This is a genomic window from Pseudomonas sp. Mb7 (assembly GCF_054790525.1).
Genome location: NZ_CP186501.1, coordinates 2,591,393 through 2,610,690, shown reverse-complemented (window position 1 = coordinate 2,610,690; position 19,298 = coordinate 2,591,393). Strand labels below are relative to the sequence as shown.

General features: G+C 60.5%; 19 protein-coding genes. 12 read left to right on the top strand and 7 right to left on the bottom strand.

Annotation, left to right across the window (positions count from 1 at the left end; genetic code table 11):
• Positions 1 to 71: 71 nt before the first annotated feature.
• Positions 72 to 1,454, bottom strand: coding sequence for an aspartate aminotransferase family protein (locus ACOYXH_RS11955; RefSeq protein WP_460410740.1), 1,383 nt, complete (start codon positions 1,452 to 1,454; stop codon positions 72 to 74).
• A gap of 157 nt (positions 1,455 to 1,611) precedes the next feature.
• Here ACOYXH_RS11955 and ACOYXH_RS11950 point away from each other — a divergent pair, with 157 nt between their 5' ends.
• From ACOYXH_RS11950 to ACOYXH_RS11935, 4 genes are all read left to right on the top strand, one after another.
• A complete protein-coding gene (locus ACOYXH_RS11950; RefSeq protein WP_460064663.1) occupies positions 1,612 to 2,217 on the top strand; it encodes a TetR/AcrR family transcriptional regulator in 606 nt (201 codons plus the stop codon).
• Positions 2,218 to 2,291: 74 nt separating this feature from the next.
• Entirely contained in the window at positions 2,292 to 3,407 is a 1,116-nt protein-coding gene (locus ACOYXH_RS11945; protein ID WP_095049054.1) for an AI-2E family transporter, read from the top strand.
• Positions 3,408 to 3,515: 108 nt separating this feature from the next.
• Positions 3,516 to 4,304 carry a DUF2092 domain-containing protein gene (locus tag ACOYXH_RS11940; protein ID WP_258708259.1) on the top strand — a complete coding sequence of 263 codons (789 nt, stop codon included), beginning with the start codon at positions 3,516 to 3,518 and terminating at the stop codon, positions 4,302 to 4,304.
• A 1-nt stretch (position 4,305) separates the two neighbouring features.
• The gene (locus ACOYXH_RS11935; protein WP_460410739.1) at positions 4,306 to 4,911 is read left to right on the top strand and encodes a hypothetical protein; all 606 of its coding nucleotides are present in this window, start codon (positions 4,306 to 4,308) and stop codon (positions 4,909 to 4,911) included.
• Here ACOYXH_RS11935 and ACOYXH_RS11930 read toward each other — a convergent pair whose 3' ends face one another.
• Positions 4,912 to 5,505: a DUF502 domain-containing protein gene (locus ACOYXH_RS11930; RefSeq protein ID WP_116256093.1), complete on the bottom strand. Its 594-nt coding sequence runs from the start codon at positions 5,503 to 5,505 to the stop codon at positions 4,912 to 4,914.
• A gap of 124 nt (positions 5,506 to 5,629) precedes the next feature.
• On the opposite strand from ACOYXH_RS11930, the gene ACOYXH_RS11925 reads away from it, so the two are divergent.
• Entirely contained in the window at positions 5,630 to 6,274 is a 645-nt protein-coding gene (locus tag ACOYXH_RS11925; protein WP_460410738.1) for a nucleotidyltransferase domain-containing protein, read from the top strand.
• On the opposite strand, the gene ACOYXH_RS11920 is transcribed toward ACOYXH_RS11925, so the two are convergent.
• Complete coding sequence (locus ACOYXH_RS11920) at positions 6,248 to 6,910, bottom strand: NADPH-dependent F420 reductase (protein ID WP_095126034.1); 663 nt, start codon at positions 6,908 to 6,910, stop codon at positions 6,248 to 6,250. The two genes, ACOYXH_RS11925 and ACOYXH_RS11920, sit on opposite strands and share 27 nt — an antisense overlap.
• Before the next feature lie 99 nt (positions 6,911 to 7,009).
• Between ACOYXH_RS11920 and ACOYXH_RS11915 the strand changes: the two genes are divergently transcribed.
• Positions 7,010 to 7,897, top strand: coding sequence for a LysR family transcriptional regulator (locus tag ACOYXH_RS11915; RefSeq protein ID WP_460410737.1), 888 nt, complete (start codon positions 7,010 to 7,012; stop codon positions 7,895 to 7,897).
• 31 nt (positions 7,898 to 7,928) lie between these two features.
• Here the strand turns inward: ACOYXH_RS11915 and proP are convergent, their stop codons facing one another.
• The 3 genes from proP to ACOYXH_RS11900 form a co-directional block, all read right to left on the bottom strand.
• The gene (gene proP, locus ACOYXH_RS11910; protein ID WP_093431427.1) at positions 7,929 to 9,431 is read right to left on the bottom strand and encodes a glycine betaine/L-proline transporter ProP; all 1,503 of its coding nucleotides are present in this window, start codon (positions 9,429 to 9,431) and stop codon (positions 7,929 to 7,931) included.
• Between the two features lie 250 nt (positions 9,432 to 9,681).
• Entirely contained in the window at positions 9,682 to 10,341 is a 660-nt protein-coding gene (locus ACOYXH_RS11905) for a DUF3313 domain-containing protein (protein WP_460410736.1), read from the bottom strand.
• Positions 10,341 to 10,658, bottom strand: a complete 318-nt coding sequence (locus ACOYXH_RS11900) for a hypothetical protein (protein WP_093431433.1) — start codon at positions 10,656 to 10,658, stop codon at positions 10,341 to 10,343. Before ACOYXH_RS11900 ends, ACOYXH_RS11905 begins: the two co-directional genes overlap by 1 nt.
• A 148-nt stretch (positions 10,659 to 10,806) precedes the next feature.
• Here ACOYXH_RS11900 and ACOYXH_RS11895 point away from each other — a divergent pair, with 148 nt between their 5' ends.
• The 6 genes from ACOYXH_RS11895 to ACOYXH_RS11870 all read left to right on the top strand — a co-directional run bounded on the left by ACOYXH_RS11895 (position 10,807) and on the right by ACOYXH_RS11870 (position 17,222).
• Positions 10,807 to 11,529 (top strand): response regulator, encoded by a 723-nt coding sequence (locus ACOYXH_RS11895; protein ID WP_460064655.1) that lies wholly within the window; start codon positions 10,807 to 10,809, stop codon positions 11,527 to 11,529.
• Entirely contained in the window at positions 11,526 to 12,854 is a 1,329-nt protein-coding gene (locus ACOYXH_RS11890) for an ATP-binding protein (protein WP_095049045.1), read from the top strand. The genes ACOYXH_RS11895 and ACOYXH_RS11890 overlap by 4 nt, the downstream gene beginning before the upstream one ends.
• A 56-nt stretch (positions 12,855 to 12,910) precedes the next feature.
• Positions 12,911 to 14,200, top strand: coding sequence for an NAD(P)/FAD-dependent oxidoreductase (locus tag ACOYXH_RS11885; protein ID WP_460064653.1), 1,290 nt, complete (start codon positions 12,911 to 12,913; stop codon positions 14,198 to 14,200).
• Positions 14,201 to 14,225: 25 nt separating this feature from the next.
• On the top strand, positions 14,226 to 14,783 hold the full coding sequence (locus ACOYXH_RS11880) for a helix-turn-helix domain-containing protein (protein ID WP_258708253.1): 558 nt from the start codon (positions 14,226 to 14,228) through the stop codon (positions 14,781 to 14,783).
• Between the two features lie 21 nt (positions 14,784 to 14,804).
• Positions 14,805 to 16,151, top strand: coding sequence for a glutamine synthetase family protein (locus ACOYXH_RS11875; protein ID WP_460064651.1), 1,347 nt, complete (start codon positions 14,805 to 14,807; stop codon positions 16,149 to 16,151).
• A 102-nt stretch (positions 16,152 to 16,253) separates the two neighbouring features.
• The gene (locus tag ACOYXH_RS11870; RefSeq protein ID WP_095126030.1) at positions 16,254 to 17,222 is read left to right on the top strand and encodes an aldo/keto reductase; all 969 of its coding nucleotides are present in this window, start codon (positions 16,254 to 16,256) and stop codon (positions 17,220 to 17,222) included.
• Between the two features lie 3 nt (positions 17,223 to 17,225).
• Here the strand turns inward: ACOYXH_RS11870 and ACOYXH_RS11865 are convergent, their stop codons facing one another.
• A complete protein-coding gene (locus ACOYXH_RS11865; RefSeq protein WP_095126029.1) occupies positions 17,226 to 19,199 on the bottom strand; it encodes a GTP-binding protein in 1,974 nt (657 codons plus the stop codon).
• Positions 19,200 to 19,298 lie beyond the last annotated feature (99 nt).

Sequence of the window (19,298 nt, the reverse complement as noted above, 5' to 3'; positions counted from 1 at the left end):
GCCATCGCTGGCAAGCCAGCTCCCACAGGGATTTTATGGTGTTCACAGACGGCAGGTATGACCGCAGTCGATCACAGCACCCCGTACTCCCGCGCCGTCCGATCCACCGCAATCCGCGTCTTGTCGATCAACTCATCCAGCTCCGTGCGCGTGGCCACCAGCGCTGGGGCCATGATCATCCGTCCCAATGTCGAGCGAATGATCAATCCCTCCTCAAAGCCAATCGTGCGGCAACGCCAGGCGATGTCGTTTTCATTGGCAAAGCGCTTGCGGCTGGCCTTGTCCTCAGCAAACTGCAACGCCGCCACCAAACCAACGCCCTGAATCTCACCCACCAAAGGGTGATTGCCAAACACTTCGCGCAGGCAATTCTGCAGATACGGCCCGGTGTCGGTTTTCACCTGGGTGACCACACCTTCATCACGCAACGCCTTGAGGTTGGCAATCGCCACCGCGGCCGCGACCGGGTGCCCGGAATAGGTCAGGCCGTGGGCAAATACGCCACCTTTCTCGACCAATGCTTCAGCCATGCGCCGCGACAGAATCAAGCCACCCATAGGGATGTAACCCGAGTTCAGGCCCTTGGCGATCGATAATGTGTCGGGCTCAAAACCAAATGCCTGATGGGCGAACCATTCACCGGTGCGACCAAAACCACCAATCACCTCGTCAGCGCACAGCAGCACGTCATATTTACGGCAGATGCGCTGAATCTCCGGCCAGTACGTCGCCGGCGGAATGATCATCCCACCCGCACCCTGAAACGGTTCTGCGACGAACGCGGCGACCTTGTCGGCGCCTAGCTCAAGAATCTTGTCTTCCAGTTGCCGCGCCGCTTGCAGGCCGAATGCTTCCGGGCTGAGGTTGCCTTCATGGGCGAACCAGTACGGCTCATCAATGTGCGCGACATCGGGAATGGTCCCGCCCATTTCATGCATGAATTTCATCCCGCCCAACGCCGTCGCGGCCAGGGTCGAGCCGTGGTAGCCGTTCCAGCGGCCGATCATGATTTTCTTCTCGGGCTGGCCCATCACCTGCCAGAACTTGCGCACGGTGCGGATCAGCACTTCGTTGGCTTCGGAGCCGGAGTTGGTATAGATCGCGTGGCTGTAGTGCTTGGGCAACAGACTGAAGAGCAGTTCGGACAGCTCGATCACCGCGGGGTGAGTGGTGTGGAAGAACATGTTGTAGTAGGGCAGTTGTTCCAGCTGTGCGGTCGCGGCGGCCGCGAGATCCTTGCGCCCATAGCCGAGGTTGGTGCACCACAGGCCGGACATGCCATCCAGATAACGCTTGCCGTCGTTATCCCACAACGCCAGCCGATCACCGCTGACCATCACCCGCGGACCTTCCTCGTTGAGCGCCTTCTGATCAACGAACGCGTGGATGTGGTGAGCGGCGTCAGAGGCTTGGTAATCGCGGGTACTGCGGGTCGAATCGAGTTCGGCGGACATGGCGGATCTCCAGAGCAAAGGGCAAGTGAGTGAGCTCGTTGCAGCGCTGCATGGAGAAAGTTTTGTCATCTAAAAATATTTTTGTAAAGAAAATATTTGTCGGTGAAAAAAGATCTCCGTAGGCTGAGGGCCATTGGCAAGGATCATCAGAGGCAACATGAGCGGACTCAGAGAACGGCAGAAGGAACAGCGCCGGCAGGTGATTGCCGAGGCGGCGCTCGAGTTGTTCAAGCGCAACGGTTTTGCGGCTACCACGCTGGACCAGATCGCCGTGCAGGCGGGGGTTTCCGCCCCCACCGTGGTCAACTATTTCGGCGGCAAGCAGGAGATTCTGCTGGCCTTGCTCAAGCAACCCGACGAGCAAGCCATGCGCGAGGCGCGGGCGAATCTCGACGATGCCAGTGATCCGCTGGAAGCGCTGTGCGAGTTCGAAGGGCTGATGACCGATTACCAGCTACAAGCGATGCCGGCTTCGTTATGGCGAGAATTGGCGCCGTTCCTGCTGACCGGTGAGTTGGGTGAGGCGATGAGCCCGTGGAATGCCGCCGTGATCGAAGAGACCAAAGCGCTGCTTCTGCATTTTCAGCAGGCTGGCAAAGTGCGCGAATCGATCGATCTCGACGTGGTGGCGACGCTGTTCAACCAATACGCGAATATGGCGTTCATTCGCCTCGCCACGCAGGAGGTGCCGGATCGCCCCGCGCACGCCTTGCACATGCGCGGGGTTCTGAATCTGTTGTGTCACGGCATGCTGGAGCGCTAAGGCTAAAAGACGATGTGCTGGAAGTGGACTAGGCTCACAGCGGTTCAACGCTGGCCCAATCCAGGAGCGCCGACATGGAAGACAAACCGCTGATAACGTTTCAGAGTTCCAGAGCATTGCTCGACGTGCTCATTCGAGCGGGCCTGATCACCGTTCTGGTGCTGTTCTGCTACGACATTTTCCATCCGTTTCTCAATGTCATGCTGTGGGCGCTGATCCTGGCCGTCACGCTGTATCCGCTGAATCAGGCTCTGGGCGCCAAACTCGGTAATCGCTACGGTTGGGCGGCAATCATTCTGGTGCTGCTGGGCCTGGTGATTCTGATGCTGCCGTTGAGCCTGCTGGGTGCTTCGATCGCCGATTCGATCAAGGGCAGCATGCACACGTTCGAAGCGGGGCAGTTCGAGATACCGCCGCCACCGGCCAGTGTTGAAGGCTGGCCGTTGATTGGCGCGCCGCTGTATGGCATCTGGATGCATGCGTCACAGGATCTGAGCTGGGTGTTTCAGGAACTGGCGCCACACCTCAAGGACTGGAGCAAAGTGGTGTTGCATCAAGCCGCCGGCGTCGGCGCAGGCATCGTGGTGTTTGTGATTGCCTTGATCGTTGCCGGGTTGATCATGCACCACGGCGAGCGCGGCCACCGCACAGCGGTTGCAGTCACCACACGCATTTCCGGGCCGGTGCGCGGCCCGCAGATTGCCCAACTGTGCACGGCAACCATCCGCGCCGTGGCACAGGGTGTGGTCGGCATCGCCTTTATTCAGATGCTGCTGGTCGGCGTGGCACTGGTGGTCATGGGCGTACCGGCGGCCGGTGTTCTCGCCTTGATGGTGCTGCTGCTGGGCATCACCCAATTGCCGGTGTTGCTGATCACGCTGCCCATCGTGATTTATGTCTTCGCCGTGGACGGGGTCAGCGCCAGCACGATTATCTTTGCGGTGTGGATGGCGATTGCCGGGCTTGCCGACAACGTGCTCAAGCCGATGCTGCTGGGACGCGGCGTCGCGGTGCCGATGCCAGTAGTCCTGATCGGCGCGCTCGGGGGCATGGTCACCAGCGGCATTATTGGTTTGTTCACCGGGCCGGTGATTCTGGCGGTTGGCTATGAATTGTTCATCGGCTGGGTCTATCAACCGGCCGATATCACCGAGCTTCTGGAGAGCCAGCGCAAAGAAAATCTACCGTGACACTCATCCCTCTCGCTGACGCATTGGCGTACACCTTAGCGGACGTCTAGGCTGGTCAGTCAGTCGCCCTTCGGGCGCAACGCCCACGCAGGGACAGGAGCGGAACCGATGAAAGCCCCAGCCAGTATTGTCTGCCTGATGTTCACACTGGTTCTCGCGCCGGGAGTCCGCGCCGAAGACCCGCCGGCGGCGCCCCCTCACGCGGCCACCGATGATGCGCCGTTGATCAACCCGCAAGTGGTCGACAAGCTCATCGATATGGGCGATTACCTGCGCAGCCTGCCGAAATTCCAGGTCGACGCCCAAGTCTCGCGCGACACGGTTCTGGAGTCCGGGCAGAAGATCAAGACCGAGTCCGCCAACACCCTGAAAGTGGTCGGCCATGATCGCCTGTATGCGAAAAGCGAAGGCGATGTGCGCACCCGCGAGTTTTTCTATAACGGCAAAAAACTCACCCAGTATTCGCCGTACCTGAAGTACTACACCACCGTCGACGCCCCGGCCACGGTGGCGGAAACCCTGCACAAGGTCGAGAATTTCTACGGTGTGCAGGTGCCGATGGAGGACCTGTTTCTGTTCGGCAGTGATCAGGCGCAGATCGATGCCTTGAAAGCCGCGTTGTACGTGGGCCCGTCGGTCATCAAAGGCCAGCTCTGCGATCATTTGGCGTTTCGCCAAGAGGGCATCGACTGGCAATTGTGGCTGACCCGCTCCGACAAACCCTTGCCGTGCAAGCTGGTGATCACCACCACCGACGATAAGAGCTTCCCCGAGTACAGCGCGGTGTATCAGTGGAACCTCAAGCCGACCATTCCGGACACGCAGTTCACCTTCAAACCGGGCAAAGGCGATGTGGCGATTGCGTTTAAAAAAGCCAGCGATCAGGGAGGGCAGTGACATGAACAAGTCGATGACGTGGAGTTTGTTGTTGTCGCTGGCCGCCGCCACGCTGCTGACCGCCGGTTATGTCGTCGAAGCCGATGCCCGGGGGCAACGCGCCCAGGGGCATGCCCGCGCCAACGTCAACCGCGCGCCGGCGCCGAATGCGCAACGGGCGCAGCGGATCAATGCGCCGCAGCGCACCAACAATGTCAGTGCCGGTAACCGGGTCAATTCGGGCAATCGGGTCAATTCGGGTAACCGGGTCAATGCCGGCAACAACGTTGGTAACCGTACGAACGTCAACAACGGCAACCGAAACGTCAACAACGGCAACCGAAACGTCAACATCGACAACAGCCGCGATGTCGATATTGATGTCGACGGCCATGGCCGTTATGGCTACGACGATCACTACCATCCGGTGGCGGCCGCAGTGGCGGTAACGGCAACCGTCGCGGCCACTGCGGCGGTGGTAGGGGCAATCTTTACCCCGGCGCAAATGCCCAGCAGTTGCGTGCAGGTGATTCAGTACAACGTCACCTACATGCAATGCGGCTCGACCTGGTACCAGCCGCAGTATCAGGGCAGTGATGTGACGTATGTGGTGGTCAATGCGCCTTGATCAGGCTTTCGGCACCCACGCTTGCATCTGCGCCAACATGCCACGGCCGCCTCGGCGTAACCCGGTGGCCAGGGTCAGCCACGACAGCTCAGTAACGATGACGTGTGCGGCAGGCACCAGTCGCACTTCACCGGCAGTGCTGCCCGCCGGGCCACCGTCCGGCATGAAAATCGTCAGCCAGTCATCCACGCTCTCAACGATCAGGCACAGGCGAAAGCCTTCGCCCTCGGCAATCAGGCCGACCTTGGAACCGTCCTCGTTTTCCAGCCCGGCAAACCGCGCCGTGGTGTCCTTGAACAACTGGTAACCGGGCAGGTTGCTGAGCAGCTTGTTTTCCGTGGCCTCCAGCGCCCGCGCCGCCGCAGACGTGCGTGCCAGCAGCCCGGCGAGAAAACACAGGACGATCAGGCCCAGCAACGTCGCCACACTCACCAGCGTCACGCCCGCCACGTCATAGCCTTTGAACATCGGCAACAACTTCTCCACCGGCCCGCGCAGCAGGTGGATGGCTTTTTCGATCAGCACGACAATCAGCACCAGCGGCAGGATGAACAGCAGCCCGCCGATCACGGTGGTCTTGATGAACTTGAACATGACGGCTCCTTGAATGACGTGCGATCCGTTTCAAGGCTAGCTGATAAAAATCTTGAGCCGGGTGGTGAAAGCGGTTCGAATGGCGCACTCCCGTTATCCATCAATAGAACAACGAGCCTGAGACATGACGACAGCCCGGCCGCTGGTGCCCGATCAAGAGCAATGGCAACCCTGGACACCTGACGAATTGGCCCGACGTCTGAGCGCGGTAAACTACCCGTGGTGTGTGGTCGGCGGCTGGGCGCTGGACTTGTGGCACGGGCGGCAAACCCGGACTCACAATGATCTGGAGTTCACGGTGTTGCGGGCGGATTTTGCGTGTTTTCGTCAGGCGCTGAGCGATCTCGACTTCTACGCGGTGAAGGACGGTACGTTCCAGGTTTTGTCAGCGATTTGCTTGCCCGCCGCAGACATTTTTCAGGTCTGGGGATACGACCGCGCCGCACAGGCCTGGCGCGTGGATGTGATGATCGAACCAGGCACGCCGGACACCTGGTTTTATAAACGCGATCCGTCGATTGTCTGTTCACGCGCCGACATGGTGATGCGCAGCACGGCCGGCATTCCGTATCTGCGACCTGCTGCCGTTCTCTTGTTCAAAGCCAAGCACACGCGCGCCAAAGACCGCAGCGATTTCGCCATGGCTTTACTGCGGATGTCGGTGCAGGAACGCGTGTGGCTGGTTCGACATTTGACGCTGTTGCACCCGGAGCACGACTGGCTGGACGCTGTTCAGGCTTTATCAGCGCCGCCAACTGCCCAAGGGTAACTCGACCTCGCGCTCGGCAGCAGCCAGGGCTATCTCCAGCCCGGACTTGTCCAGCGGCGCGCAGTAAGCCGGTTTCGCCCGCTCGAATCGCCAGCTCTCATCGAGGCCTCCGGCGTCGACCGCATCGAAGCCGAGTTCGTCCAGCAAACCCACGACCAACGCCTTGGCGTCAGCGTCATCTGCGGCGACGGGCAGGGCGCGCCGCTCGCTGGAGCCGTGCGGGCGGGCATCGGTGAGCAAGTCCGCGGCGAGGATGGCATTGAACACCTTGACCACGGTGGCGCCCTGCAGATGCTCGGCGAGCAAACGGCTGGTGGTGGTCTGGAAGGTGTCGAGTACGGCGATGTGTCCGTCGCGATCGGGGTAATAGTTGTTGGCGTCGAGCACGATTCTCCCTTCGAACCAGGCTGGCGGCAGGCTCGGGATGTGTTCGTAGGGGATGGCCAGCAACACCACGTCGGCAAACTGTGTGGCCTGTTCGGCCGTGCCGATCTGGCAGCCGGTGATGCCGGCGAGCACGCTGCTCATGGTCTTCGGGCCGCGTGAGTTACTGAGCATTACTTCGTGCCCGGCGGCGAGGGCGATTTGCGCGACGGCGCGCCCAATGAATCCGGCTCCAACGATTCCAATTCGCATGGTGTGTTCCTCTGTCAGGTGGGGAGCCACTATGATGATTCATGACCAGATGCAGATAAATTGCACTCTGTTACTTACTTTCGCTAACAGGAGTTTCGAATGGATCGGCTGACCAGCATGGCGGCTTTCGTGATGGCGGCCGAAGCGGGCTCCTACGCCAGTGCCGCGCAACGCCTCGACATGTCGGCGCAAATGGTTGCCAAACACGTGGCCGCCCTTGAACAGCGGCTGGGTGCGCGGTTGCTCAATCGCACCACGCGCCGGCAGAGCCTGACCGAACTGGGCCAGGCCTACTACGAGCGCTGCAAGCACATCGTCACTGAGGCAGAGACCGCTGATTCGCTGGCGCAAATCATGAATGACACGCCGCGCGGCAAGCTCAGGATCAGCGCGCCGGTAACCTTCGGTTCGTACAGCCTGATGCCGTTCATGACCGCGTTCTTGCGCGAATTCCCTGAAGTGGAAATTGATCTGCACCTGACAGACCGTGCGGTGGATCTGGTGGAGGAGGGGGTTGAGGTGGCTTTCCGGATCGGCCCGTTGGCCACGGCTAGCCTCACCGCCAGGCCCTTGGCCGCGTATCGCTTGATTGTCTGCGCGGCGCCACGCTATCTGGCAGAACACGGCACGCCGCAAGTGCCCGCCGATCTGCAACAACATGAGTGCCTGGGTTATGCCTATTGGTCACGGCCTGCCGATCACGAGTGGTCGTTTTTCAACGGTGCGCAGGTCGAGCGCGTGCCGGTGAGCAGTCGCTTGCACGTCAACGAGAGCAAGGCGTTGTTGTCAGCGGCGGTGGATGGTTTCGGGATTGTGCTGGGGCCTGCCGACTTTCTTGAACCGGCATTGCGCAGAGGCGAGTTGGTGAGGTTGTTGGAGGGGTTTGAGGCGCCGAGCAGAGCGATGCATCTGCTGTACACGGCGCATCGGCAGAAGACCGCGAAAGTGCGCCAGTTCATCGATGCCGCGGTCAGCCGATTTGGCTGACCGGGCGATTTGGATGAGTGAATAAAACGACTCAGTTAATTCGCGGATGCTGCTGCACCAGTTCCTTGCGCTTGGCTTCCAGCGCGGCGATTTCGGCGTCGATGTCTTCGATCTTCTGCTCGATGTTGTCGTGGTGCTCTTGCAGCAGTTCCTTGGCTTCCTCAAGGTCCGAGGCTGCCGGCGCGGCACCGCGCAATGGCTTGTTCGCGGTTTCCTTCATGGTCACCCCGGTGGCCAGACCGATCACGGCGATGACCATCAGGTAATACGCCGGCATGTACAGATTATTGGTGCTCTCGACCAGCCACGCGACCACGGTCGGAGTCAGGCCGGCAATCAATACCGAGACGTTGAAAGCTGCCGCCAGCGCGCTGTAGCGAATGTGCGTGGGAAACATTGCCGGCAGGGTGGAGGCCATGACACCGATAAAGAAGTTCAGCAGCACGGCCAGCATCAGCAGGCCGGCGAAGATCAAACCAATCTTGCCGCTGTTGATCAGCATGAACGCCGGAATCGCCAGAATGAACAAACCGATGCTGCCAACCACGATGAAAGGCTTGCGGCCGATCTTGTCGCTGATGAAGCCAATCGCCGGTTGTACGAAGAGCATGCCGACCATGATCGCGATGATGATCAACACGCCACGGTTTTCGCTGTAGTGCAGATTGTGCGAGAGGTAACTCGGCATATAGGTGAGCAGCATGTAGTAGGTGACGTTGGTCACCGCCACCACGCCGATGCAGGTCATCAGGCTGCGCCAGTGTTTGGTCGCGACCTCTTTGAACGAGACTTTCGGGCCACCGGCGAGGCCTTCGCGATCGCCTTGCTCAAGCTTTTCGACGTGCTGCTGGAACGCCGGGGTTTCTTCCAGGGCGTGACGTAAGTAGAGGCCGATCATGCCCAGCGGCAAGGCGAGGAAGAACGGCAGACGCCAGCCCCATTCCTCGAACTTCGCTTCGCCGAGCGTAGTGGAAATCAACACCACCACGCCGGCACCGAGGACGAAACCGGCAATCGAGCCGAAATCCAGCCAACTGCCGAGGAAGCCACGCTTGCGGTCCGGCGCGTATTCGGCGACGAAGATCGACGCACCGGTGTATTCACCGCCCACTGAGAAGCCTTGGGCCATTTTCGCCAGCAACAGCAGGATCGGCGCCCAGATGCCAATCGAGGCATAGGAGGGGATGAGGCCAATGGCGAAGGTGCTCAGCGACATGATCACAATGGTCGCGGCGAGGACTTTCTGTCGCCCGTACTTGTCGCCCAAGGCGCCGAAGAACAAGCCGCCCAGCGGCCGGATCAGGAAGGGCACCGAGAACGTCGCCAGCGCGGCGATCATCTGGGTGCCGGGGTCGGCGCCGGGGAAGAACACTTTGCCGAGCACATAGGCGACGAAGCCGTAGACACCAAAGTCGAACCATTCCATGGCATTGCCCAGGGCGGCAGCGGTAATCGCTTTGCGCATCTTGGCGTCGTCGACAATGGTGATGTCGTTCAGGCCGATCGGCTTGACGGTTTTCTTGCGTGATTTCATCCGGGTCTTCTCTTTGCTGATCCATCGTGCCGCGTAGATGCCATCTTTTTGATGGCGCGTACTCTTTGGCTCAGATACATGAGGACACGAAATAATTCACTGCTCGGCGCTTTTTTTCCTTGCACACCTGTGTAGGAGCTGCCGAAGGCTGCGATTGATCGTTCCCACGCTCTGCGTGGGAATGCAGCCGGGGACGCTCCGCGTCCCAATAAGATCGCAGCCTTCGGCAGCTCCTACAGGGGATATGTGTTTACCGGCGGATGGCCGTATACGATTGCCGCAGGTCGCTGGCCCAGCCATCCAGCACAACCTTGACATCATCGGCGGTCAACACCTGCTTGTCGTTCTCCAGCGGCACACCGGTGCCTTTGCGCACCACTTCGGCAATCACCTCGCCGGTCGAACCGTCCTCGAACGACACCTCGGTGGTGACTTGGCTGTCCTGATCGCGGATGCCGGTCGCCGTGCTCACACCGGCAGCGACGAGGGTGACCGGCAGCCACTCATAAAAGCGCAAACCCTGAGTGCTGGTCGCCACTTGGGTGATGGCGGGGCGCACCACCAACGTGTTCGGCCCCGGTTGGTTGACCAGATGCATCACCTTGCCTAATTCCAGTCGCAGCGCCGCATCGTAGTAGTCAGTGACCCCGGACAGCGTGCTCAGCGGAATCCGCGACGTCGGCTCGGCACTTGGGTAAAACTGGCTTGGCGCCAGGTAAACCTGGGTATATCGGCCCCGGGCGAGTGCCGGGCTGACCCACGCCAGGACAGGCTGGCCGGACGGCGACTGGCGCTCGGCCAAGACGCTGTAGTCATGCAGAAAACCGCTGTGTTCGACCTTGTTACTGCTGCAGGCGGACAGGCTCAGGGTGGTGGCGAGGGCCAGCGACAGCGAATGCGTGCGGGTCATTAACGGGTTTCCTTGTGAGGTTGCGTGGCGATGCTGTCGGAACATTCGATGTGCAACTGGCCGTGGCTCATGATCCATTGGATCAGGTCGGCGGCAGCAATGCTGTGGACGTATTCGACCCAGTGCGCATTGGTCGGGCTGAACTGCTCGAAGTAGCGGCGCAGGACGATGCGGCTCTGATCGCTGGAAACGCTCAGGCACGACTCCTGAAACACAATCGGCGTGTCGGGGCCGAGCGCGGCGGTGCGCTGGCTGAGGATCAAGGGACGATTGCTGTTGTGCCCCTCGGCGCAATGGTTGTCGTTCAATAGCTTCATGCGAACCCCCTTGGATTGGAATGGCCGCAGAATGCCCGCGAGGTTTTGCCAGAGAATGTCCGCTTGATGTCTGCTGCGTAGAAATGTTGCTCGATTGAAATAAATGACCCGGGCGCCGAAATGGCTTTAGATTGGCTTTTTTTGGTGCATGGATTCTGTAACTGTGAGCAGACTGCTGTTCGTCGACGACGACGTGGAAATTCTCGCGCTGCTGAAGAAGTTCTTCGTGCAGCACGCCTATGAAGTCGGCGTGGCGCCGCACGGCGAGGCTATGTGGGCGGCGATCGCACTGAACCGGCCGGACACGATCATTCTTGATGTGATGATGCCCGGCGAAAGTGGCCTGAGCCTGTGCCAGAAGGTGCGCGCGCAGTTGGGCATTCCGATCATCATGCTCACCGCCATGGCCGAACTGAGTGATCGCATTGTCGGGCTGGAACTGGGCGCGGACGACTATCTGACCAAGCCGTTCGCCCCACAAGAACTGCTCGCTCGCGTACGTGCCTTGCAGCGTCGCGCCGCTGAACAGCGCAACCCGGTCGAGCCTTCCCGCCCGGTGATCGCCTTCGCCGGTTGGCATCTGGACATCACCTGTCGTGAACTGCGCTCACCGGAAAACGTGATGATTCCGCTGTCCGGCGGCGAGTTCGATTTGCTCGTGGTGTTCCTCGATCATCCACAGCGCATACTCACCCGCGAGCAGTTGATCGACCTGACCCACGGCCATGGTCACGACGCTTTTGATCGCAGTATCGATGTGCAAGTCAGCCGCCTGCGGCGCAAGATCGAGCCGGACAGCAAGCGCCCGGACCTGATCCGTACCGTGCGCAACGGCGGTTATCTGTTCACCGCCAAGGTCAGCCGCTCGTGATTCGCCGACTGTGGCGTGGCGACACCCTGCGCCGGCGCATCGCCCTGACGATCATTGCGGCAATGGTCGCGTCGCTGGCGTTGAATGCACTGTTCGTGCAAGTCGCCGGGATCTGGGCGCGGCCACCGATTGAACGCACCGGCCTGCTCGAGCAAATTGCCGCGACATCCCGGGTGATCGAGGCAGCCCCGGCCAACCTGCGCCCGCAACTGGCCGCTGCGGCGAGCAGCGCCATGCTGCAAGTGTCGTGGAAAGCGCAGCGCGCGGACTTCGATCTGCCCAATGACGGCCTTCGCCTGCCAGCGAGCAGGGTGCCGGTGCTGCAGCAACTGCTGGGCAATGATCGAAAAATCGAGGTGTTCAGCCCAGGCGACTGGCCGAACGGCAGTGCCCAGGCGCATTACGCCGCCGTCGTGCAATTGGTCGATGGCAGTTGGTTGTCATTTATCCCGCCGGAGCGCAGTTGGGGTCTGGAATTTGGCGTGCGTATCGTGATCGTCATCGCGTTGGGACTGATTGCCACATTGCTCGTCGCCTGGGTCGCCACCCGGCAACTGGCCAATCCGTTGCAGCGCTTCACGCGTGCCGCCAGAAGATTTGGCACCGACCTGCGCGCACCGCCGATCAAGCTCGAAGGCCCCGACGAAATTCGTCAGGCGATCATTGCCTTCAACACCATGCAGGCGCAGATCCAGCATTTCATCGCCGAGCGCACGCACATGCTGGCGTCGATCTCCCATGATTTACGTGCGCCGCTGACGCGCATGCGCTTGCGCAGCGAATTTATGGAAGATCTCGATCATCAGGGCAAACTGATTCGCGACGTTGAAGAGATGCAGTCGATGATCAACGCCGCGCTCGCGTTCTTCCGCGAAGACACCCACCGCGAGCAGACCACGGCGTTCGATCTGTCGGAGCTGCTGCAAACCATCGTCGATGATTACCGCGATCAGCAGATCAATGTCGACTTCGGCGGCCCGGCGCATCTGGTGTATGAAGGCCGGCCACTGGGGATCAAACGGGTGGTCGTCAATCTGTTGGAGAATGCGCTGAAGTATGCGCAGCGTCCGGTCATTGCGTTGAAGCGTGACGAGTATTCGATTCGCATCGAGATCAGCGACGAAGGCCCCGGCATTCCCGAGGTGGCGTTGGAGCAGGTCTTCGATCCGTTCTTTCGGCTGGAGACTTCGCGCAATCGTGACACCGGCGGTGTGGGTCTGGGTCTTTCCGCAGCGCGAGCCATCGTCCGTGAGCAGGGCGGTGAATTGACGCTGAGCAATCGCAAGAGCGGAGGGTTGATCGCGAAGGTCGAGTTGCCTGTGTGAAATTTCTTCTGTAGATTTTCATGAAATTACAAGAAACAAATTTCATGGGGTCGTGAATGTTTCAGCAATCCAGCCAGCACGTCGACAGCTATTACGCCCACAGTTGCGCCGATATTCTGCGCCATCGGCCGGCGCTGGAAAGCGAACATGACGCCGACGTGATGATCATCGGCGCCGGTTTCAGTGGCCTGCACGCCGCGCTGCGTCTGGCCTTGGCGGGCAAACGCGTGATCGTGCTGGAGGCCAGTCGCGTGGCGTGGGCGGCCTCGGGGCGTAATGGCGGGCAGGCGATTCTCGGCTGGTCGTGCGATATGCCGCCGCTGGAAGCCGCTCTCGGTTACGAGCGGGCCAGACGGCTTTGGGATGGCATGCGCTGGGCTGCCGACGAATTGCGCGAATTGCCCGGCCGCCATGGTTTCGATTGCGACTATCGCCCCGGGCATTTGTGGACGTCGGTGATGCCACGGCGGGTCAGCTTGCTCAGCGAATGGCAACACGAGGCCAGCCATAAGTGGGGCCACGATGCCTTGCAGTTCATTCCTCGTGATCAATTGCCCGAATGGGTGGCCACTGATCGCTATCAGGCCGCGCTGTACGACCCGCAAGGCGCACACCTCAATCCGCTGAAACTGGCGCTTGGCCTGGCGGCCGCCATCGAGCGGGCCGGCGGGCGTATCCACGAGCAAAGCAAGGCGTTGAGTTATCAGGAGGAGGGCGACGGTTTCCGGGTCAACACCGCGCGCGGCTCGGTGCGCGCCGATGTGCTGGTGCTGGCGTGCAACGCTTATCTCGATGAACTCGACCCGCAACTGTCCAGTTGCATTCTGCCGGTGGGCACTTATCAGGTCGCCACCGCACCGCTGACGCCTGAGCAGGCCAAGGCGCTGTTGCCGCGCAATGTCTGCGTGACCGACAACCAGTTCGTCCTCGATTACTTCCGCCGCACGCCGGATAACCGCTTGTTGTTCGGCGGCGGCTGCACTTACCTGGGCGGCATGCCCAAGGACATCGCGGCGGCGACGCGGCCGTTTCTTGAGCGAGTGTTCCCGCAGCTCCAGGGTGTCGGCATCGAGTTTGCCTGGGGCGGGCATATCGACCTGACGATCAACCGCACGCCGGACGTTGGCGGCGAGGGTAACCGTTATTGGCTGCAAGGCTACTCGGGGCACGGCGTCCTGCCGACATTGGCTGCCGCACGTGCGGTGTCCAATGCGATCCTCGGCGATAGTGATGAATTGGCGCTGTACCAGGGCTTGAGCAATGGCCGTTTTCCCGGTGGCAAACATTTCGCTGCACCGCTGGAAGCCATCGGCAAGGCCTGGTATCGACTGCGCGACAGTATTTGATGAGACTTTTTTTGGAATCGCGGCCATGAACAAGCAAGAAGAAATCGCCGCGCTGGCGATCCTCATCCACGACCTGCGCAAGCACAAGAAGTGGACCCTGAAGGAACTGGCCGACAAGATCGGTCGTTCGGTGGGCTTCCTGTCGCAGGTCGAGCGCGGTTTGTCGCGGCCTACCGTGGCGGACCTGACTGCAATCAGCGAAACCTTCGGCGTGCCGACCACGTATTTCTACAGCCTGCCCAAACCCAAGGAATTGCCGTGGGTGACGCGCCCGGACGAGCGTCGCACGCTGTATTACGCCAATGGCATCACCGACATTCTGGTGTCGCCGCAGATCCGCGCCTCGTTCTCCATGCTCGAAAGCCATCTGGAAGCCGGCGCGAGCAGCGGTGATCGCCATCTGACCGACAGCTCGGAGCAGGGCGGTTATGTCCTCGAAGGCGAGCTGACCTTATGGCTGGGCAACGACGAAGAACCGATCACGCTGAAGGCCGGCGACAGCTTCCAGTTCGACAGCCATACCCGCTGCCGCTACGGCAACCTCTCCGAGCAGCTGGCCCGCGTGCTCTGGGTCTACACCTGATCACAACAAAGGATGAACACGATGGACGCTGTCTGCGCTGACCTGCTCGCCGAAGTGCGTGCCTTTCGCCAACGCTACCCCGAGGTGCGTTATGTCGATCTGATTTGCCTGGACATTCCCGGGCACTTCTATGGCAAGCGTTATCCAATCGACATGCTCGAAAAAGTCGCCGCCGGCAGCGTACTGAAGCTGCCGCAGAATTGCGTACTGTTGGGCGTGCAGGGTGGTTTGTTCCCGATTGGCGATTACTGCTTCAACGACGGCGATCCGGATGCGGTGCGCCGTCTGGTGCCGGGCACACTGAAACCGGTGACATGGGAAGCGCAGCCGCTGGGGCAGATGCTGATCACTTCCGACGACACTGAAAAGCCGATCGAATTCGAACCCCGTGAAGTGCTCGCACAGGTGCTTAAGCGCCTGGCGCGCAAAGGCATTCACCCGGTGGTGGCCTTTGAGCTGGAGTTCTACCTGTTCGATAAAAAGCTGCGCGACGGTCTGCCACAATTCCCCCGCGACGACCTGACCGACGACGCCGATGATCAACCGAACCTGCACATCGAGCGGCTCTCACGCTTCGCGCCGGTGTTGGATGAAATGGTCGAAGCGACGCGGGCGCAGGGCATCGACGCCACGGTGATTACCGCTGAACTCGGCCCTGGACAGTTTGAAATCAATTTCGGCCATCTCGACGACGGTTTGCGTGCGGCGGATTGGGCGGCGTTATTCTGCCGCAGCACTCGAGGTGTGGCGCTCAAGCATGGTTATCGCGCCAGTTTCATGGCCAAGCCGTACTTGCAGCATCCGGGCAGCGGCATGCATGTGCATGTCAGTTTGTACGACGCAGTCGGCAATAATCTGTTGGCGGCCAATGAGCAGCAGCCGCTACGCCATGCAGTCGCGGGGTGTCTGGAATTGCTGCCGCACAGCATGCCGATCTTCGCGCCGAACCAGAACTCAATGCGCCGATTGGGCGGCACGGTGAACACCGCGACCAAAGCCAGTTGGGGTTTTGAGGATCGTGATGCGTGTTTGCGGATTCCGGAATCGGACGCAAAGAACCTGCGGGTTGAATATCGCTTGGCGGGGGCGGATGCCAATCCGTATCTGGTGCTGGCGGCGATTCTGGTGGGGCTTGAACACGGGCTGGAATCGGCTAAAGAACCGATCACACCGCTGAATGAAGACCGCAACAGCGGGATCGATTTTCCCAAGGAAATGTTAGAAGCCGTGCGTGCGATGCAGCATCAGCCGCAGTTGCGTGAGGGCTTGGGCGCAGAGTTTGTGGATGTATATTGCGAGAATAAACGCCAGGATCATTTGGCATTCATGCAGGAGATCAGTGCGCGGGAGTACCGGTGGTATTTGTGACACCTGCAAAGCAGTCAGCCTTGAAGGGGGCAGGTGCCGAGACTCCACTATACTGCCCCGCGACATCATGGAAGCTTCGTAACAGGGACGGCGATATCTATCATGAACTACAGACGACTGGGACGCTCGGGACTCAAGGTTTCCGCGATTGCGATGGGAACCGCACAATGCAACTGGTGGGTCGACGAGCCTACCTCACGCCGCTTGTTCGATGCCTATGTCGAAGCGGGCGGTAACCTGATCGACACCGCGGATGTCTACCCGGTTCTGGGCGACGGTGTCGGTGGCAAGGCTTCCGAGGCGTTCGTCGGACGCTGGTTGAAAACCACGGCCAGGCGTAATGAGGTATTGCTGGCAACGAAGGTGTCCGGGCGCATGGGGCCTGGGCCGAATGACGAGGGGCTTTCCTGGCGGCACATCGTCAAGGCTGTGGAGGGTTCGCTGGAGCGATTGCAAGTCGACTGCATCGATTTGTATCAGGCCCATGATGACTACGATGATATTCCGGTCGAAGAAACCCTGCGCGCCTTCGAACATCTGGTGCAGCGGGGCATGGTGCGTTACGTCGGTTGCTCCAACTTCAAGGCCTGGCGCCTGATGAAATCACTGGCGATCAGCGAGCGCAACGCACTGGTCGGCTACGTCAGTGTTCAAGAACGCTACAACCTGCTCGAACGGTGTCGTGTCGAATCCGAACTGCAGCCATTGTGCGTGGAAGAGGGCGTCGGACTCTTGCCGTATAACCCGCTCGCCAAGGGCTTTTTGTCTGGCCTGTACCACCCGCAGGCAGGATTGCCGGATTCTCCGCGCGCGCCGGGTGTACAGAGAGATTACTTCAACGAGCGCAACTGGCAGATCCTTGAATCACTGCGTCGGATTGCACGGGACTGCGACAGCACCTGTACGCAAGTCGCACTTGCCTGGTTGCTGGCGCAACCTGCGGTGGTGGCACCCGTGGTGGGGGCCAGTACTGTCGAGCAATTGCGCGAGATCATGGCGGCGCCACAACTGCACCTGCCGGCCGCCGATGTCAGTCATCTCAATCAGATCAGCCAGCCGCCGGTTCAATAGCCATCAAGCACTGCTTGCCGGCCGTCCGGTGCGCAAGCCCAGTCTGACTTGCCGCAGGTAATCCTGGCGATTGTAAGGGTTGGCCAAGGTGCGCTCCCGGCGAGGCGCAGTGCCCGTGACTGGCGTATACGTGGCCAATTGGCTTTCCATAAAACCAAGGCCGCTGGTGACATCGGGTATCTGGTGCTGCAACTTGTAGATTCGCGTGGTGACGATCGAGCCTTCGATCCGCGCGGTCTCTGCGTCCAGCGTGGTGCCATGGATTGTGGCCCCGGCCTTGGCCAGCAAACCATGCACCGCGCTGCTCAAGGCCGCCGGCACTTCGATGCTGAACTGGCTGCGCGGCTCGCAGACCGCGGTGCCGGCGCGGCTGATCGCTGCAGCCAGTACCAGCGGTGTGAGGTGTCGAAAATCAGCCGCAGTGCTTGAGGGCGATGCATAGTCGACGGTGGTCAATATCACCTCGCAATCGTGAACCATCCAGCCGCACGGGCCTTCCTTGAGACTCTCGAAGACCGATTCTTCAATCGCTTTGTAGAAGCTCGTCGGCATCAGCCCGGCATGGGCTTGACGAATGAATGTGAGCCCCGATCCTGCCGTCCCTGGACTGACACGAATACCGACGGTGGCGAGAAACGGGTTGTCGGGTTCATCGATTGATTCCTGGGCCTGACCAGACGCTTGCAAGGTTTCAACGCAGATCGCCGAGCTTTCCTCGAAGACCGCCTCGATGGCGTACTCCTCTTGCAGCGTGGCCTGGATGATTTCCTTTTGCACCTCGCCGTACAGCGAAACGAACATTAGCCCCGCCGGGTTTCGGCGCAAATCGATCAGTGGATCCTGTTCGGCCAGCAGGCTCAATGCTTCCCAGAGGGCTTTGGTCTGCGCTGGCAAAGCGGCTGAAACATGGGTTTCGATCGCCGGCGGGGTAAAGGTACGCGCGGCTGTGTTGCGTTCTCTGCACGCGCCGATCCGATCGCCGATGCGCACGCCTTCAAGCCCGGTGACGCAAGCGATCTGGCCTGCGCGGGCAAGCGTTGCCGGTTGCAGACCGCCGCTTTCGGAGACCTGAATGGCGGTGATCCGGCTGGTGCCTTGCGGCGTCTCGATCGATTGGCGTACGTGCAGCGTGCCGGCCTGGACACAGACATGAAAACGCCGGTGCCCACCCCAGCCCCGGTCGATCTTGAATACCGAGGCAAGCACAGGTGCCTCGGCATCGTGACATCTGGCCGGGGCCAACCGCGTGAGCGTCTCGATCATCTGTGCGACGCCAACACCGGTAATGGCGGACCCGGCAAACACCGGATTGACCAGGCCTCTGCCCAGTTGCTCGCGCACCACTTGTTCAAGGCGCGAACCGTCGATTGTTTGCGCCGCCGTCACGTAGTCGTGCAACAACGTCTCATCGTGTTCGCACAGCACGTCCAGCCACTGTGACGTGACCTCGGCTGACGCCTGATCAATGCGTTCGACCGTGGCCTGTGCCGTGCCGGCGTCTCGCACAGTGCACAAGGCCAACGGGTGACTCTTGAGCTGAGCCTGGAGAGCCTCCAGGGTGCGCAGGAAATCGGCGCCTTTACGATCAACCTTGTTGATGAAGAAAACATGAGGTATCGCCATTCGTTGCAGGGCGTTGACCAGTACCCGGGTTTGCGCCTGAACCCCCTCGACGGCCGACACCACGACGACGGCGAGGTCGAGCAAGGCGAGCGTACGCTCCACCTCGGCAATGAAATCCGGGTGCCCGGGGGTGTCCAGCAGATTGATCAGCAGGTGGTTGAGCTCGAACGAGGCCACGGCGGATTTGATCGTGATGCCACGCTCCCGTTCCAGCAGCAGGCTGTCGGTGCAGGTGTTGCCCGAATCCACACTGCCCAGGCGCAAACGCGCACCGGCATCGAACAGGATCCGTTCGGTAAGGCTGGTCTTGCCGGCATCGACGTGCGCGAGGATTCCCAGATTAAGGGACTTCATGGTTGATCGCTCCTGATCATACGGCTGACGAGGCGGGTGTCGGCCGGTCGAACTCCATTCGAATGCGCTGTCCCACGGCGGATACATCCAGTTACCACC